We start from the raw sequence: 16444 nt of genomic DNA on the forward strand, positions 1-16444 counted from the left end.
GATACGCGCATCTGCCCATCGGGCCGGACGCACCACTTAAGGGGAGGGCCCGTTGGGGATCGGCAGTGCGCGGGGGGAAGAGAAGACGAAGGCGAAACCCCCCGCCGACGAGGGCGGGACGCGGCCCCGGCGGCGCCGCGGCGTACGAATAGCCCGCTGGACCGCCCTCTGTCTGGCGGTCCTCGTCCTGGCGGTGTCCGCGACGGGCTGGTTCTACTACCGGCATCTCAACCACAACATCCGCAAGAGCAGCCTCAACCTCGGTGACAAGCAGCTCGACCGCAGCGTCCCCAACGCCGCCGGCCAACGCCCCCTCAACATCCTGCTCCTGGGCTCCGACAGCCGCAGCGGCAAGGAGAACCAGGACCTCGGCGGCGCCCGCGAGGACGCCGACCGCCCGGGGCTGGCCGACGTCCAGATGCTGGTCCACGTCTCCGCCGACCGCTCCAACATGTCGGTCGTCAGCGTTCCCCGCGACACCCGGGTGACCATCCCCAAGTGCACCGACCCGGCCGACGGCGGCAAGGTCTACAAGGAGACCAGCAGCCAGATCATCAACACCAGCCTCCAGAACGGCGGTCCGGGCTGCACGGTCGCCACCTGGGAGGAGCTCACCGGCATCCCCGTCGACCACTTCATGATGATCGACTTCGCCGGGGTGGTGAGCATGGCCGACGCCGTGGGCGGCGTCCCGGTCTGCGTCAAGGACAACATCCGCGACACCAAGTCCGGCCTGGAGCTCACCAAGGGCTCGCACACCATCAAGGGCGAGCAGGCCCTGCAGTGGCTGCGCACCCGGCACGGCTTCGAGGACGGCAGCGACATCGGCCGCACCCACGCCCAGCACCTCTATATGAACGCGATGGTCCGTCAGCTCAAGAGCGGCAGCAAGCTCAGCGACCCGGGCCAGCTCACCGACCTCGCCGAGTCGGCCACCAAGGCGCTCACCGTCGACAAGGACCTCGGTTCGGTCAAGAAGCTCTACGACCTCGCCAACGACGTCAAGCGCGTGCCGTCCGGCCGGATCACCATGACCACCATGCCCTGGGCCCAGGACCCCCAGGACCCCGACGCCCATGTGATCCCCAAGCCCGGCGACGCCGACAAGCTCTTCTCGCTCATCCGCAACGACATCGCGCTGGACGGCAAGGACAAGAAGAAGCCCGAGAAGCCGGTCCCCTCCGGCTCGCCCGTGGCCAGGAACAACGTGGCCGTCACCGTCTTCAACGGCACCGGCACCACCGTCCTGCCGCCCGTCGGCGCCCGTGGCTCCGACATCGCCGCGCACCTGGTCAAGCAGGGCTTCGCCAAGGCGACTTCGGACTCCGCCCCCCGGATGCAGGCGGACACCACGATCACCTTCCCGAAGGCGGCGCAGCGGGCGGACGCCCTGGCCGTCGCCAAGGCCATCGGCCTGCCGGAGAGCGCCGTGCGCCTGACGCCGGAGGCGGACGGCATCACGCTGGTGATCGGCGGCGACTGGCGCGCGGGCACGTCCTATCCGAAGGCGGCGGACGCGGCGGAGAAGGACGACGATGCCAAGGACGGGAAGAAGAAGCAGAAGCGCGAGGAGAAGTCCGAGGGGAAGCCCGGGGAGAAGTCGGGGGACAAGCCCGAGGACAACAAGGCCCCGGAGAGCTCCAACCCCCTCAACGGCGACGACAAGTCGGCCTGCATGGAGGTCAATCCGCTCAACAAGTTCTGAACGGAGCGGGCCGCCCCGGCACATGGGGCGGCCCGCCTTGAAGTATTACGCCCTGACGTATTACGCCTTGACGGCGGGCCGGCGGCTGGCGATGACGCGCTTCGCCAGCGAGCGCGGGCTGGTGAGGAAGCCGAAGCCCCACGACATGTGCATCGTCGCCAGCGCCACGGGGATCTGCGCGCGCGCCTTCAGCGGCAGCCCCTTGCCCGCGGGGACCGAACCGGCGACGATCGCCGCCAGATAGCCGCCCGGCACGACCAGCGCCCACGGCGTCACCGCGGCACCCACGACCAGGCCGGCCGCGATGGCGACCACCGCGGTCGGCGGGGCCAGGTAGCGCAGGTTGATCGACCCCTTGTGGAAGCGGGCGACGACGTGCCGCCAACGGCCGTAGTCCTTGTACTGCTTGGCGAGCGCCCGCACGCTCGGCCGGGGCCGGTAGGAGACCTTCAGCTCCGGCGAGAACCAGATCAGCCCGCCCGCCTCACGGATGCGGAAGTTGAGCTCCCAGTCCTGGGCCCTGATGAACTCCTCGTTGTAGCCGCCCTGCTGCTCCAGCGCCTGCCGCCGGAAGACGCCCAGGTAGACGGTCTCGGCCGGGCCCGCCTCGCCACCGGTGTGGAACGCCGCGTTGCCCACGCCGATCTTCGAGGTCATGGCGGCGGCGACGGCGTGCTCCCAGTCGTTCTCGCCCTCGGCGTGCATGATGCCGCCGACGTTCTGCGCCCCGGTCTCGTCCAGCAGCCGCACGGCCGTCTGGATGTAGTCGGGCGAGAGCATGCCGTGACCGTCCACCCGCACCACGACCGGGTGCCGCGACGCCTTGATCGCCGCGTTGAGGGCGGCGGGGGTGCGACCGGTGGGGTTCGGCACAGTGTGCACGCGCGGGTCCTCGCGGACGAGCTCGGCGGCGATCTCGTCCGTGCGGTCCTTGGACGGGCCGAGGGCGATCACCACCTCGAGCTCACCGGCGTAGTCCTGCTCCAGGATGTGCCGCACGGCGGTGCGCAGATGGCGCTCCTCGTTGAGCACCGGCATGATCACGGAAACGGCGGGCGGCTGCTGCTCTGGCATGGTTCCTCGGGGGTACGGGGGTCGGGGTGCACCCCGTGGCGGTCTGCGGGATCGTCGGCCACGTTACCGCGAACGGGGGATGCCCGGCCGCGCCGCCCGGGTGGCGGGCCCCGGACCGACGGCGCGGTGACGCGGACCGTTGATCGTATGGGCCTACGGTGACCGGATCCCCGCCCCCGTGCGTCACGGAGGTCTCCCCGTGTCCGTACCGCCCCGCTCCCCCCGAGCCCGCCACGGCGCCCCGCGCCGGCCCCGCTGGGGACTGCGCCTGGCCACGGCGGTGGCCGTCCTGGTGCTGGTGGTCAGCGGCGCGGGACACACGGTGGTGCACGGCATCGAACGGCGCCTCGGCCGCACCGACCCCTTCGCCGGGCTGCGGGACCGGCCTCGGGCCGGCCTGGGCACCACCCTCCTGGTCGTCGGCACCGACGGCCGCGACGCGATCACCGAGGAGGAGCGTGTCCGCTACCGGCTGGGCGGCGCGCCCTGCCACTGCACCGACACCGTGATGCTGGTGCACCTCTCCGAGGCCCGCGACCGGGTGACCGTGGTCGGCCTCCCCCGCGACTCCTACGCGGTGCTCCCCGAGCACAAGGACCCCTCCGGCGCCGTCCGCCCCGCCCATCCGCAGAAGCTCAACGCCGCCTACGCGGAGGGCGGCCCCCGGCTGACCGTGCGCACCGTCGAGGCGCTGACCGGGGTGCACGTCGACCACTACCTGGAGGTCGACTTCACCGGCTTCATGCGGACCGTGGACCTCCTCGGCGGGGTGCGGGTCTGCACGGCGCAGCCGCTCAGGGACGCCTGGAGCGGGCTCGACCTGCCGGCCGGCACCAGCACGCTGAACGGCGGGCGGGCCCTGCAGTACGTGCGCTCCCGGCACCTGGGCTCCGGCTCCGACCTGGAGCGGATGCAGCGGCAGCAGCGGTTCGTCGCCGCCCTGCTGCAGCGGGTGACGGACAGCGGGGTGCTGCTGGACCCGCCGCTCTTCCACGAACTGGCCGTGACCGTGCTCGGCTCGGTCCGCGCCGACCGCGACCTCGACGGGGGGCAGCTGGTGGAGCTGGGCGGAGCGGCGCGGAACCTGACCCCCGCCACGTCCGAGTTCACCTCGGTCCCGGTCTCCGTCGCCGACTTCCCCGTCCCGGGCGTCGGCTCGACGGTGCGCTGGGACGGGCCCGGTGCCGAGCGGATCTTCCGGGCGCTGCGGGCGGACCGGCCGCTGGCCGTCCGCCCCCAGCGGGCCTCCCACGACGGGAAGGCCGGGCCCCCTCAGCCGCCTCAGCCACCCGGCTTCGTCGAGGTGCCGCCCGGGCGGATCCGCGTCCAGGTCCTCGACGGCAGCGGCCGTGCCGGCCTCGGCGGCACGGCGGGCGCGGCGCTGCGGGCCACCGGTTTCTCCCTCACGGGCGCGCCCGCCGCGGCCCCCGCGCCCCTGCCGCGCACGGAGGTCGCCTTCGATCCGCGCTGGGACCGCTCGGCGCGGACGCTGGCGGCGGCGCTGCCGGGGGCGGTGCTGCGGCCGGTGACCGGGCAGGGGCCGGTGATGCGGGTGACGCTGGGGGCGGACTTCGGCGGGGTCCGGCCGGTACGGGCGGTAACGCCGCGGCCGGCGGACGGCCCGGCCGGGGTGCTCACCGGGGACCGGGCGGTCTGCCCGGGCAGCTAGGTTTGCCCCGGTCCCGCCCTTTCACCGTTTCCTCCGGGGAGACCCCGGACCCCATTCGCCCTTCGGGCGAAGTCCTCAAACGCCGGACGGGCTGAATCAGTCCTCGTAGCCCTCGGCAGCCCGGTTCTGCCGCAGCTCCATGATCGCCCGCCGCCGCGCCAGCCGGTGTGTGCGCCGGATCTGTGCCTCCTGGTAGCGCCGCCGGTCGCGGTCCGTCTCCGGGAGCACCGGGGGCACCGTGCGCGGCTTGCCGTTCTCGTCGACGGCCGCGAAGACGAGATAGGCGCTGCCGACCTGGGTCGCCGGCCGCGACTCGTTCCACCGCTCGGCGAGCACCCGCACGCCGATCTCCATGGAGGACCGGCCGGTCCAGTTCACCTGGGCCTTCACATGGACGAGGTCGCCGACCCGGACGGGCTCCAGGAAGGCCATCTCGTCCATGGACGCCGTCACGGCCGGGCCGCCGGAGTGCCGTCCGGCGACCGCGCCGGCCACGTCGTCCACCAGTTTCATGATCACGCCACCGTGCACGGTGCCCAGCAGATTGGTCTCGTTGCTGGTCATGATGTGGGACAGCGTGGTGCGGGACGCCGAGTTCGGCTTGCCGGGTATCGCGTCCTCACCGGACTCGGCGGTCCGGTCGTGAGTGGTCATGCCCACCACTGTAGGTGGCGGCCGCGGCCGGGGCCGCATGTGTCAGGTCTGCAACAGCCCTGCCCCGGTCTCGTAGCACCCGGCGGGGCACCGGGCGCGGCCGGGCACACTTGCCCTCATGAACCAGTGGCCCGAAGCGCGGAACAACGACCCCCGGAACCCGTACGGGAGCCCCGGCGCCCCCATACGCCCCGCGGGCTCGCCCGCCGCACGGCCGCAGGACGGCTACAACACGGGCCAGGTCTACGGGCGCGGAAGCGGCACCCCGGGGCACGGCACCCCGGGGCCGCGGCCGAAGCGGCCGAACTGGCGCAAGCGGATCACCATAGGCCTGCTCGCCTTCGTCGCGGTGCTGCTCGTGGTCTCCGTCAGCACCTACTTCTGGGCCGACTCCAAGCTGCGGCGCGAGGTGGACCTCGGCAAGGTCGCCGACCGGCCGCCGGCCGGCAAGGGCACCAACTACCTGATCGTCGGCTCCGACAGCCGTGAGGGCCTGTCCGACAAGGACAAGGAGGAGCTGCACACCGGCTCCGCCGACGGCAAGCGCACCGACTCGATGATGATCCTGCACACGGGCGACAACGGCACCACGATGCTCAGCCTGCCCCGTGACTCCTTCGTCACCATCCCCGCGTTCAAGGGCGAGAAGTCCGGCAAGCAGTTCCCCGCCTCGACGCACAAGCTCAACGTCGCGTACGCGGACGGCGGCGCCGAACTGCTCATCCGCACCGTGGAGTTCAACACCGGTCTGCGCATCGACCACTACGCGGAGATCGGCTTCGGCGGGTTCCGCAGCCTGGTCGACTCGCTGGGCGGCGTGGACATGTGCATCGACAAGCCGATCAAGGACCGTGACTCCGGCGCCGACTTCAAGGCCGGCTGCCAGACGCTGGACGGCAAGCAGTCGCTGGCGTTCGTCCGCCAGCGCCACCAGGAGGCCGACCAGGACCTCGGCCGGATGCGCAACCAGCAGAAGTTCCTCAACACCCTGGCCAAGCAGGCCGCTTCGCCCTCCACGATCCTCAACCCGTTCCGGCTCTACCCGGTGATCGGCTCCGGTCTCGACACGCTCATCGTCGACAAGGACATGGAGCTGTGGGACCTGACGTCGATGTTCTGGGCGATGAAGGGCGTCACCGGCGGCGACGGCAAGCAGATGACCGTGCCGATCGGCAACGCCAACCTGCCGACGCGCGGCGACGGCGTGGCCGTCAAGTGGGACCCGGTGAAGTCCAAGCAGCTCTTCGCGCAGCTGAAGAACGACGAGAAGGTCACGGCCCCGTAGCTCAGGCCGCTTCCGGCCCGGCCTCCTCGAAGACCGCGAAGACGCCGCCCTGCGGATCGGAGACGACCGCGATCCGGCCCATCACCATGTCGAAGGGCGGCTGCAGGACCGATCCTCCGGCCCGGACAAGCGCGTCCACCGTGGTGTCGGCGCCGTCCACGGCGAAGTACGTCAGCCAGTGCGGCGGCGTCCCGGGCGGGAGCCGGTCGAGCCCCTGCACCCCGCCCACGGGCTGTCCGCCGACCTTGAGGACGACGTAGCCGGGCACCTCCGGGGAGGGCTCGGCCTCGATGCCGAACGCCGCCGAGTAGAAGGCCGTGGCACCCCCGACATCCGTCGTCGCGAGCTCGTTCCAGGTCAGCGCGCCGGGCTCGTTGACCACCTCGCAGCCGAAGAAGTCGCGCGGCTCCCAGAGGCCGAGGACCGCGTCCGAGGGGTCGGCGACGATGGCCATCCGCCCGAAGGTCAGCACGTCCATCGCGGGCATGACGACCTTGCCCCGGTGGGCGGCCACGGCACCGGCCGCCGCCTCGGCGTCGGCGACGGAGAGGTACGTCGTCCACACCGTGGGCGGCGGGGGCTGCCCGTCCTGCGCCATGGCGGGCCCGATCCCGGCCACCGCCTTGCCGTTGAGGGTGCAGACCGCGTAACCACCGGTCTCCGGCGGCCCTGGCTCGCCCTGCCAGCCGAAGAGGTCCCGGTAGAAGTCGAGCGCCGCCCGCTGGTCGGGCGCCATGAGGTCGACCCAGCAGGGGGTGCCGGGCGCGTAACCGCTGCGTACCTCGGACATGCCTCCAGCCTGGGCCCGGGGGCGGACGCCCGCCACTCGGCGGGACGGGGGCTACGCCTGCGGCCGGCCCATCGCGCGGTATGTCCAGCCCGCCGCCCGCCACGCGGCCGCGTCCAGCGCGTTGCGGCCGTCCAGCAGGTGCGGCTCCGCGACGACCTCCCGGAGCGCGACGGGGTCCAGCGAGCGGAACTCGGCCCACTCGGTCAGGTGCAGAACGACCTGCGCCCCCCGGCACGCCTCCGGCGCGCTGTCCGCGTACGCCAGCGTCGGGAAGACCCGCCGCGCGTTCTCCATCCCCTTGGGGTCGTAGACCGTGACCTGCCCGCCCTGGAGGTGGATCTGACCGGCGACGTTGAGCGCCGGCGAGTCCCGGACGTCGTCCGAGTCCGGCTTGAAGGTCGCGCCCAGCACGGCCACCCGCTGCCCCAGGAAGCTGCCGCCCACCGTCTCCCGCGCCAGCTCCACCATGTGGCCGCGGCGGCGCATGTTGATGGAGTCGACCTCGCGGAGGAAGGTGAGCGCCTGGTCGGCGCCGAGCTCGCCCGCCCGCGCCATGAAGGCGCGGATGTCCTTGGGCAGACAGCCGCCGCCGAAGCCGATCCCGGCGCGCAGGAACTTCTTCCCGATCCGCTCGTCGTGCCCGATGGCCTCCGCCAGCTTGGCCACGTCGCCGTCCGCCGCCTCGCAGACCTCGGCCATGGCGTTGATGAAGGAGATCTTCGTGGCGAGGAAGGAGTTCGCGGCGGTCTTGACCAGCTCGGCGGTCGGGTAGTCGGTGACGACGAACGGCGAGCCCTCGCCGACCGGTGTGGCGTACACCTCGCGCAGCACCTTCTCCGCGCGCTCGCCCCGGACGCCGACGACGATCCGGTCGGGGTGGAGGGTGTCCTCGACGGCGAAGCCCTCGCGCAGGAACTCCGGGTTCCAGGCGAGCTCCACCTCCGCACCGGCCGGGGCGAGTTCGGCGATCATGCGCGCCAGCCGGGCCGCGGAGCCCACCGGCACGGTGGACTTGCCGACGACCAGCGCGGGACGGCGCAGCAGCGGCGCGAGCGAGGCGACGGCGGCGTCGACGTACGACATGTCGCAGGCGTACTCGCCGTGCTTCTGCGGGGTGTTGACGCAGACGAAGTGGACGTCGCCGAACTCGGCGACCTCCTCCCAGGAGGTGGTGAAGCGCAGCCGCCCGCTGGAGCCCTCCAGCCCGGCGACATGCCTGGCCAGCAGCTCCTCCAGCCCCGGCTCGTACATCGGGACCTCGGCGCGGGAGAGCATCTCGATCTTCTCGGGGACCACGTCGAGGCCCAGCACCTCGAAACCGAGCTCGGCCATGGCCGCGGCATGGGTCGCGCCGAGATAGCCGGTGCCGATCACGGTGATCTTGGGGGCCATGCGTGCTCCAGGGACGTACGGAGGTGCCGATTGCGTGGCCCGAGCATAGTCGGGGCCCCGGTTGGGGAGATTCCGGGTGATCGCGTGCTGTCGGCAAGCTCACGTATCCCGGCCCGGAGCGGCGCCCCTACAATCGCGGTTACTAAACGGTAATTAACATGCGCACTTGGGGAGTTTCGCCGTGGCGGGAAACAAGGACTTCGACCTGTACAAGGTGTCCGAGGAGCACGACGAGCTCCGCAAGGTCGTGCGCTCGCTGGCCGAGGCGAAGATCGCGCCGTTCGCCACCGAGGTGGACGAGGAGGGCCGCTTCCCGCAGGAGGCCCTCGACGCGCTGGTCGCCGCCGACCTGCACGCCGTGCACGTCCCGGAGGAGTTCGGCGGCGCCGGCGCCGACGCGCTGGCCACGGTCATCGTGATCGAGGAGGTCGCCCGCGTCTGCGCCTCGTCCTCCCTGATCCCGGCCGTCAACAAGCTCGGCTCGCTGCCCGTCGCCCTCTCCGGCTCGGACGAGCTCAAGAAGCGCTACCTGGGCCCGCTCGCCAAGGGCGACGCGATGTTCTCGTACTGCCTGAGCGAGCCCGACGCCGGCTCGGACGCGGCCGGCATGAAGACCCGCGCCGTGCGCGACGGCGACTTCTACGTGCTCAACGGCGTCAAGCGCTGGATCACCAACGCCGGCGTCAGCGAGTACTACACGGTGATGGCCGTGACCGACCCGGAGAAGCGCTCGAAGGGCATCTCCGCCTTCGTCGTCGAGAAGTCCGACGAGGGCGTCACCTTCGGCGCCCCGGAGAAGAAGCTCGGCATCAAGGGCTCCCCGACCCGCGAGGTCTACCTCGACAACGTCCGCATCCCCGCCGACCGCATGATCGGCGCGGAGGGCACGGGCTTCGCCACCGCGATGAAGACCCTGGACCACACCCGCGTCACCATCGCGGCCCAGGCCGTCGGCATCGCCCAGGGCGCCCTCGACTACGCCAAGCAGTACATCAAGGAGCGCAAGCAGTTCGGCAAGGCGATCGCCGACTTCCAGGGCATCCAGTTCATGATCGCCGACTTGGCGATGAAGCTGGAGGCGGCCCGGCAGCTGACCTACGCGGCGGCCGCGAAGTCCGAGCGCCAGGACGGCGATCTCACCTTCTTCGGCGCGGCGGCCAAGTGCTACGCCTCCGACGCCGCCATGGAGATCACCACCGACGCGGTCCAGCTGCTCGGCGGCTACGGCTACACGCGCGACTACCCGCTGGAGCGGATGATGCGCGACGCGAAGATCACGCAGATTTATGAAGGTACGAACCAGGTCCAGCGCATCGTCATGGCGAGGAACCTGCCGTAGTCCGTTCTTCCCGGAGGTCCGGAACGGCCGCGAGAGAGGCGGCCGTTCCGGACCTCCGGCGTACTACGCCTGCGGGCGGACGAGGGCGAGCAGCCTGAGCACGTGCCCGGCCTCGGCGAGTTGGCCGTCCCGGTCGGGCGCGGGGAGCAGCCAGAACGCCCCCGGGCCTTCCCGCCGCTCCGGGTGGGGCGCGCGGAGGTACCGGATGTGATCGCGTGCCCCCACTGACGTGGTGCCGGATACATGCCACGCCCGGGCCGTACCCGGCCGCACGAGAACGGTGTAGAGGTCCCGGCGGCGGGAGACCACGACGCCGTGACCGATACCGACGCGGCGGAACGCCTCCTCGACCGCGTCGTCGGTTTTGATCCCATTGATGGCGGCCTCGACGACGGTGTCCGGCAGGTGGATGGCGTCGAAGCGCTGCCCGATCTCGATGGCCGGTGTTTGACCAAGCGACCATGCCTCATGGATGAGCCGAGGGTGTACGACGCGGGAGACGAGCCACAGGGCGCCGGGGTGGCGCTGGGTGGGGTGGACGGGGAGCGTCACGGGCGTGCCTCGGGATCCCGGGTGGTGACGGTGCGGTGGGTGGGACGGAACCGTTTGCGGTTCCAGTGGTCGAGCGGGATGCCGCCTCCGACGGAGAACTTCTGACAGATGGCGCAACGCGATCCGGTACAGCGGCTCGCGCCGCATGCCGTCACCGGCGTTCCGGCGGAACAGCCACACCCCTTCACAGGGTTTCACCGGGGCCTCCCGACATGGGGATGCTGCCGTAGCTCGACGTTGCAGTCCGTAGCCTGCGAGAAGTTGCCGGTCTGCCAAGCCTCGGCGCGCTGTCGGACCAGCGCTCCGCAGACATCACATCCGGCTGTGGGCCCGGGATCGTCCATCGCCATCACGGTCGCGAGAAGGTGGACGGGGACGGGCTCGCGAGCGAGAGTCATCCGGCGACCTCCGACACTGCTGCCGCATACCGGATAGCGCCCAGCATTCGGCGGCATCCCGCAAGGTGCGCAACGGCCCCTCGGGGTACGTGTTGACGGGTATTTTGGAGCACTGTCATCAACCTCCATGTGGTTGGTGGCCATGCCCCCGGACGGCTCGCATCCGCCGCGGGGGTCTTCTCCTGAGCCTGACTCTACCGCAACTTAGTACGTCCTGGGACGTCCTATCTCGTACTTGCGCGACCTATGCTGACCAGACCTGGCCTTTTACGCTGCTAGCCATGATCGAGATCGATCGGGAGAGCATCACCCCGATGTACGTGCAGCTGGCGTCCGTCCTACGCGAGCGCATCCGGCGCGGGGAGATCCCGGTTGGCCGCCGCATCCCCTCGCAACACGAGCTGGAGCTGGAGACCGGCGGCGCGGTCAGCCGCCGCACGATCAAGTCCGCCATCGGCGCGCTCGAAGCCGAGGGGATCGTTCGGGGCGTCCAGGGTAAGGGCGTGTTCGTCATCGCGAAGCCTGACGCGGCGGCTCCGTCCGAAGGCGGCATGACTGCCGGCTGAACTGGCAGCGTGGCTTTCAGCCGGCGAATCATGGATCGCGGCGAGCCGCCATACGTAACGGTCGTCCACCTGGATGCCTGTTGACCCAACGCCCACGTGGATTCACCCACGCGCCCCGAACGGACGCGTCCCTTGCCATCCGCAGACGTACGTTCCCGTACGACTACGTACAGGGCTTGACAGCGCAGGAAGCCGTCCAGCCTCGGGCTACGCGACATCGACATCTTCGCGCAGCCCAACCTGCGCATCGCTTGCGGGGCGCAGGTTGGGCCTGAACAGATCCAACACTCCCGTCTGGTCGACAACTTTGAGACTGCCGCCCGCTCACCACTTGTCTGACCACAGAGTCAGCCTGGGATTTGGCAGGCGGGCCACTTCCGTGGAACTCGGTGAGTCTCTCCACCCTGCGGGTGCCGACCCCGGGACCCGCTCAGCGCGGCAGCGGCGTTCGGGCAGCCAGGACGGAGAAGCGCTACCCATGTCCATCTTGGGGATGGCAGTTTGTCCATGTCGACCCAGGCGTCCCGCTCACGGGCCGGTAGTCGTTGCGGGACTTGACGCACCCTTCGCCTGCCTGCCCATACAGGGCCTCACAGAGAACACACAGCGATCAGCTGGTGCCTGTACTTCCGTGAGGGCCCTCGCCTACCCCCTGAACAGGGCGCGACCGTACTCCACTTCACTGTAGGCAGCCAGCCACAGGGAGACCACCACCCGTCAGGACCAGGCGCCAAGACTGTTGAGCACCAGCAGCAATAACGTCAAGGTTGTCCCGAAAACGGCACCACTCCGCGCAACACACGCCGGAAGACCGTCACCGTCGAGCCGCCCCAAGAGTCCGGCCACCATGCCGACGGTGCCCGACATCAGCGCCGCCGTCAAGACAAGCAGCAGCTTCACACTGAACGACAGCTCCACCATGAACCTCCGCGAACCGTAGACGAGTTGAGCAGGTACAGCGTCCGCGCCGGTCGGGAGGTTCGACTAGGATTCCGGACTATCTCAAACTTCTCAGGACTATGCAGGACTACGGGGGCGACATGGGCCGACTCCCGAAGGCACTGGATCCCCGGGACCCGCTTCAGGCCTTCGCCATCGAGCTCAGAGCGTTGAGAGATGCCGCAGGCGCAGCCGGGGGGCAAGCCGCCACCTGTGAGGCCGTGGGCATTAACCGTTCAACGTACTATGCATGGCTGAGTGGAGCGCAACTCCCCACCAGCGACTTACTGGAACTGGTTGTTAGAGCATGGGGTGGCGACAGGGCCCATTGGGCGGAGCGACGACGCCAGACCGAGAGGGCCTTGGCGCAGGACAGGCCTGATTGCGAGTTACCGACACGTGAGACCTCGAATGAAACCGACAGCCCATTAAGCGAAATTGAACGGCTTGAGTTTTCCATACCCTGGACCGAGGCAATAGAATCAGCATGGATGGTTTTGGGCCCCTGCACTTCCGGCCAAAAATTAGAGAGCAGACTAGCGTGCCACATATTCCTTTCCTGCCTTGGGTTACATGGGGAGGAAAAGTGGACGACGCCCATGGGCGCGAAGGTACAGCTTTCTAGAATTCGCGCCGATGTCAAGCGTACTGCGATTGAAGCTGGCTTCTCCGCAACACCTCCAAGCGTCTTAGAGATTACAGATTCCATCTTGGAAGGGTTGATCAGGAACCATTTGATCGGGGTGTCTGGATACGATGTGGCGGCGAACGGAAAGTTAGATCCCATCTTCCAAATCGAGTCATGGCTACTCAAGGCCACTAAGTGGTTACCGGACTCTCCAGAGAGATGCCTGGACCTCATCAGAGAGGCCCGCCTATCCTGACTGGAGGATCATTGGATGCGTAGCCTCGGAGCCTCCTGGCTTTATTGGACGCGCCGGACACACAAATTACGAGAGAAGTATCTCTTGCGAGAGCGCCCAGCCCGGCTCAATTGCGCATCTTCGGTACAGCAATTAGCTGAACCAGAGGACCTCTGCCAGTCAACCCCAGAGCTCCCTTGTCAGCCCTGATAGGCGGGACCGATCCGTTCATCTCACGCCTCGGCCCGCACGACCAATGTCCCTTCGTGCTTGCCGTCCGGCGGATCGATGACGTCTGCCGTGATGTTCGTGAAGCGGGCCGATGCCAACAAGGACGTCCACTCGCGGGGGGAATGGTCCCAACGCGATACTGCACGCGCTTCTCGGAGAGGTTCCCCCGGTTGCGGATCAGGCTGCGGTGGCTTGTGCGAGAAGACGAACACCCCGCCATCGGTCAGGCTCTGTCGCACCAGTGGAAGGAGCGTCGTCGGGTCTGTGAACCAGACAGGGCCGAAGATCGACAGAACGACGTCGAAGCTGTCGGGATGGGTGGCCAGAAACTCCGTTGCCTCTGCCGTCCGGAAGGAGAGGTTGGGGAGGTGGCCCCACCGGCTTACCGCCTTCTCGCGTTGCGTAGGAGCTATGTCGATGCCCACACATTGGGCACCGAGCGTCGAGAGGTGGGCAAGGTTGCAGCCGGTACCGCACCCGAGTTCCAGCACGCGACGCCCCTGAACCTTGCCGATCAGCGACTCGTTGGGGCCGTGGTCGGCGTACTGAGTCCAGTTCAACCACGTGTTGGCTCCAGCGGCGTTGTGGGTCCTGCGTGGCGTTCGGCCAGCCGCGTAGCGTTCCCACGCTGCGGTGACTGCTTCCATGCCGTTCCTTTCACGCGTGATGGCTCCCCCAAGTCGGGGGAGCCATCCGTCTAACAAACCTTGCTGTTACTTCCCGCCGACCGGGCTGTCAGTGCACCCGGCGTGGCACTGGGAGCAGTCAGCCTCATCGGTGTTCCACAGGTCGTGGTCGATGCCGAACCCGGCTGCCTTGATCGCTTGGACGGTCTCCCGCAGTGAAGGAGCCTCACCGCTGTTCTGCTGGGGGAGGTGCGGGACGTGGTGGATGTAGTGTCCGGCGACCGTGTTGCAGAAGGCCGTGTAGTTGATGCTGTCGAGCACGAACGAGTGAACGCCGAAGTCCACGCGCGGGGCCGGGCCCATGTGGACGTCAGGCCGTTCGACGGACGTGACCAGGTAGGCGATCGTCTGGCCGAAGGTGCGTTCCGCCGTCTCATGGTCCATGCCATGGTCACGCATGATCAGCTGTACTTCACGCTCCCAGACCTCGGAGGTGACGCAGGTGCGAGGGTCCCTGAGCTGTACGGCTGTTGCCACCGTGTTCCCTTTCTCTCGATGGAGTGGACAGCCTTGGCTGTCCTCGGGGGTGGTGCGTTGGAACCCGCCCGGCCGGCGGTCGTCAAGCAGATGACCGGGCGGCAGTGCAGGAGGGGCGGGCAGCGGTACCCCGTGGGGTGTTCCTAGGGCTGGCGCCGCTTCGCCGACTCCGCGTGGACCAGGGCATCGATCAGCTTGCGGGCAGTGGGCAGCGGCACGGTCCCCAGGTACAGCGACGGCTCACCGGAGAGGGAGGCGCGGCCCATCATCTGGGGCCACGAGTCCCGCTCTCCGACTTTGATGCCCATCTCCGCCAGCACCCGCGTGAGCATGAACGCGGTGTCGTCGGCCTTCCTCTTGCCCGCCATGAAGGCATCGGCTTGCTGCGCGGCTGCTTCGGTTTCCGTGGTCATGGTGAGGATTGCTCCCACTCTGCTGTCTGTCTGGCCGTGTCACTCAGTCAACGCCCGTATATATGGGGGAACTTGCACAGAGTTTGCACAACGGGTGTGCGGGTCGGCGCGCAGCCTGTGAGCATGGGCGACAGGACCTGTATCCGCGAGGAAGACATGAGCCCATGAGCACTGATCTGGCCCCCGGCGCGAACCTGGCGGTACTCCGGAAGGCACGCGGCCTGTCGCAGGCGCGGCTGGCCGGGAAGGCAAACGTCTCTGTCTCCCTGCTGTCCAAGATCGAGGTGGGGGACCGGGCGCTCACACCTGCGACTGCCGCCGCCCTGGCCGAAGCCTTGGGGCTGTCCATGGCCGAAGTGCAGGGCAAGGTCACCGTGGAGCACGACTCGGAAGCGCATCTGTCGGCGCTGCGGTCGGCCATCAGGGATTACGACCTTCCCGGAAGGCAGAAGGTCAGGGAAGGGGAGATCAGCTCCGCCCTGGAGGCCGCCGGGCAACTCCGGGACGACGTAGAGGTGACCCGTCTTCTGGCCATGCTGCCGAAGCTGCTCAGGGACGCCACGGCGTTCGCGTACACCGCGAACACGGCGGAAGCCTGGGCGGCGCTCACGGACGCCTATGGCACCGCCTATTGGCTGGCTGCACGGCACAGGTGGATGGACATGGCAGAGCTGGCCGTGACACGTCAGCGGTGGGCTGTCGAGCAGCGAAGCAACCCACTGGGTGAGGCCATCGCGGCGCGCGACAGGGCCGGGGCGTACCTGAACGGCGGAGACTTCGAAGGCGGGCTGACCATCGTTGACCGCGCCATCGGCGCCGCTCAGAGGAGCCTGTCAGGGCAGGAACGCGCCTTCGCGGTCGGCCTGCTCAACCTCCGGGGCATGACCTTGGCCGGTCGGCTCAAGGACAAGGAGGAAGGCAAGCGGCAGGCAGAGCGGCACATCACGTCTGCTGCCGAAGCCGCTGAATGGTTCAGCCAGGACTGGAACCGTCATCACATGATCTTTGGCCCCCAGAACATGGCCACGCACGTGCTCGCCACTCGGCTGGACTTGGGCAAGCCCCGTGAGGCACTGAGTGCGGCAGAGGACATTGACGCTGTGCTGGACGGGCTACCGCCCACCCGCATCGCCCCAACGCGGATCAACATGGCACGGGCCCAGCTCGACATCGGCGACCGGGATGGGGCCCTGGAGAACCTGACTACCGCTTGGGACGTGGCACCGCACATGGCGCGCATCCATCCGATGGGGCGGGAGGTCTTCCGAGTGCTGTCGTCCCTTCACCGCCGGAGCAACCCTCAGCTTCTCAGGCTGTCGAAGCTGTCAGGAATCGCGGTCTGACGAGGGCCGACGAATCCCCACCCTGGGGGAATGCTGGGGAGCCCCCCGCTGAAGAGGGCATCCGTGCA

16 protein-coding genes are annotated in these 16444 nt (G+C 69.0%); 7 read left to right on the forward strand and 9 right to left on the reverse strand.

Annotated elements, in window-relative coordinates; genetic code table 11:
- Positions 1 to 52 precede the first annotated feature (52 nt).
- Positions 53 to 1705, forward strand: coding sequence for an LCP family protein (locus tag AB8735_RS16040; RefSeq protein WP_372408046.1), 1653 nt, complete (start codon positions 53 to 55; stop codon positions 1703 to 1705).
- Between the two features lie 60 nt (positions 1706 to 1765).
- Here the strand turns inward: AB8735_RS16040 and AB8735_RS16045 are convergent, their stop codons facing one another.
- A complete protein-coding gene (locus AB8735_RS16045; RefSeq protein ID WP_344032193.1) occupies positions 1766 to 2779 on the reverse strand; it encodes a glycosyltransferase family 2 protein in 1014 nt (337 codons plus the stop codon).
- Positions 2780 to 2978: 199 nt separating this feature from the next.
- Between AB8735_RS16045 and AB8735_RS16050 the strand changes: the two genes are divergently transcribed.
- Positions 2979 to 4448: an LCP family protein gene (locus tag AB8735_RS16050; RefSeq protein ID WP_372408047.1), complete on the forward strand. Its 1470-nt coding sequence runs from the start codon at positions 2979 to 2981 to the stop codon at positions 4446 to 4448.
- Positions 4449 to 4544: 96 nt separating this feature from the next.
- Here AB8735_RS16050 and AB8735_RS16055 read toward each other — a convergent pair whose 3' ends face one another.
- Positions 4545 to 5102 (reverse strand): acyl-CoA thioesterase, encoded by a 558-nt coding sequence (locus AB8735_RS16055; RefSeq protein WP_344032189.1) that lies wholly within the window; start codon positions 5100 to 5102, stop codon positions 4545 to 4547.
- A 118-nt stretch (positions 5103 to 5220) separates the two neighbouring features.
- Between AB8735_RS16055 and AB8735_RS16060 the strand changes: the two genes are divergently transcribed.
- Complete coding sequence (locus AB8735_RS16060) at positions 5221 to 6387, forward strand: LCP family protein (protein WP_372408048.1); 1167 nt, start codon at positions 5221 to 5223, stop codon at positions 6385 to 6387.
- A gap of 1 nt (position 6388) precedes the next feature.
- Here the strand turns inward: AB8735_RS16060 and AB8735_RS16065 are convergent, their stop codons facing one another.
- Together AB8735_RS16065 and AB8735_RS16070 are read right to left on the reverse strand one after the other, a co-directional pair.
- Complete coding sequence (locus AB8735_RS16065; RefSeq protein WP_372408049.1) at positions 6389 to 7177, reverse strand: VOC family protein; 789 nt, start codon at positions 7175 to 7177, stop codon at positions 6389 to 6391.
- A gap of 51 nt (positions 7178 to 7228) precedes the next feature.
- Complete coding sequence (locus AB8735_RS16070; protein WP_344032185.1) at positions 7229 to 8569, reverse strand: UDP-glucose/GDP-mannose dehydrogenase family protein; 1341 nt, start codon at positions 8567 to 8569, stop codon at positions 7229 to 7231.
- A gap of 181 nt (positions 8570 to 8750) precedes the next feature.
- Here AB8735_RS16070 and AB8735_RS16075 point away from each other — a divergent pair, with 181 nt between their 5' ends.
- On the forward strand, positions 8751 to 9908 hold the full coding sequence (locus AB8735_RS16075; protein ID WP_372408051.1) for an acyl-CoA dehydrogenase family protein: 1158 nt from the start codon (positions 8751 to 8753) through the stop codon (positions 9906 to 9908).
- A 63-nt stretch (positions 9909 to 9971) separates the two neighbouring features.
- Here the strand turns inward: AB8735_RS16075 and AB8735_RS16080 are convergent, their stop codons facing one another.
- The gene (locus AB8735_RS16080; protein ID WP_372408053.1) at positions 9972 to 10460 is read right to left on the reverse strand and encodes a hypothetical protein; all 489 of its coding nucleotides are present in this window, start codon (positions 10458 to 10460) and stop codon (positions 9972 to 9974) included.
- A 679-nt stretch (positions 10461 to 11139) separates the two neighbouring features.
- On the opposite strand from AB8735_RS16080, the gene AB8735_RS16085 reads away from it, so the two are divergent.
- On the forward strand, positions 11140 to 11424 hold the full coding sequence (locus tag AB8735_RS16085) for a GntR family transcriptional regulator (protein ID WP_344032179.1): 285 nt from the start codon (positions 11140 to 11142) through the stop codon (positions 11422 to 11424).
- 717 nt (positions 11425 to 12141) lie between these two features.
- Here the strand turns inward: AB8735_RS16085 and AB8735_RS16090 are convergent.
- Positions 12142 to 12345 (reverse strand): hypothetical protein, encoded by a 204-nt coding sequence (locus AB8735_RS16090; protein WP_344032177.1) that lies wholly within the window; start codon positions 12343 to 12345, stop codon positions 12142 to 12144.
- A gap of 119 nt (positions 12346 to 12464) precedes the next feature.
- Between AB8735_RS16090 and AB8735_RS16095 the strand changes: the two genes are divergently transcribed.
- On the forward strand, positions 12465 to 13247 hold the full coding sequence (locus tag AB8735_RS16095; RefSeq protein ID WP_372411854.1) for a helix-turn-helix domain-containing protein: 783 nt from the start codon (positions 12465 to 12467) through the stop codon (positions 13245 to 13247).
- Between the two features lie 212 nt (positions 13248 to 13459).
- Here the strand turns inward: AB8735_RS16095 and AB8735_RS16100 are convergent, their stop codons facing one another.
- The 3 genes from AB8735_RS16100 to AB8735_RS16110 form a co-directional block, all read right to left on the reverse strand.
- Positions 13460 to 14104, reverse strand: coding sequence for a class I SAM-dependent methyltransferase (locus AB8735_RS16100; RefSeq protein ID WP_372408057.1), 645 nt, complete (start codon positions 14102 to 14104; stop codon positions 13460 to 13462).
- A gap of 66 nt (positions 14105 to 14170) precedes the next feature.
- Positions 14171 to 14620 carry a hypothetical protein gene (locus AB8735_RS16105; RefSeq protein WP_372408059.1) on the reverse strand — a complete coding sequence of 150 codons (450 nt, stop codon included), beginning with the start codon at positions 14618 to 14620 and terminating at the stop codon, positions 14171 to 14173.
- A gap of 143 nt (positions 14621 to 14763) precedes the next feature.
- The gene (locus AB8735_RS16110; RefSeq protein ID WP_344032170.1) at positions 14764 to 15033 is read right to left on the reverse strand and encodes a hypothetical protein; all 270 of its coding nucleotides are present in this window, start codon (positions 15031 to 15033) and stop codon (positions 14764 to 14766) included.
- 164 nt (positions 15034 to 15197) lie between these two features.
- On the opposite strand from AB8735_RS16110, the gene AB8735_RS16115 reads away from it, so the two are divergent.
- Positions 15198 to 16376 (forward strand): helix-turn-helix domain-containing protein, encoded by a 1179-nt coding sequence (locus AB8735_RS16115; RefSeq protein ID WP_372408061.1) that lies wholly within the window; start codon positions 15198 to 15200, stop codon positions 16374 to 16376.
- Positions 16377 to 16444 lie beyond the last annotated feature (68 nt).

Source organism: Streptomyces luteireticuli (genome assembly GCF_041519305.1).
In the GTDB taxonomy this organism is placed as follows: Bacteria; Actinomycetota; Actinomycetes; order Streptomycetales; family Streptomycetaceae; genus Streptomyces; species Streptomyces luteireticuli.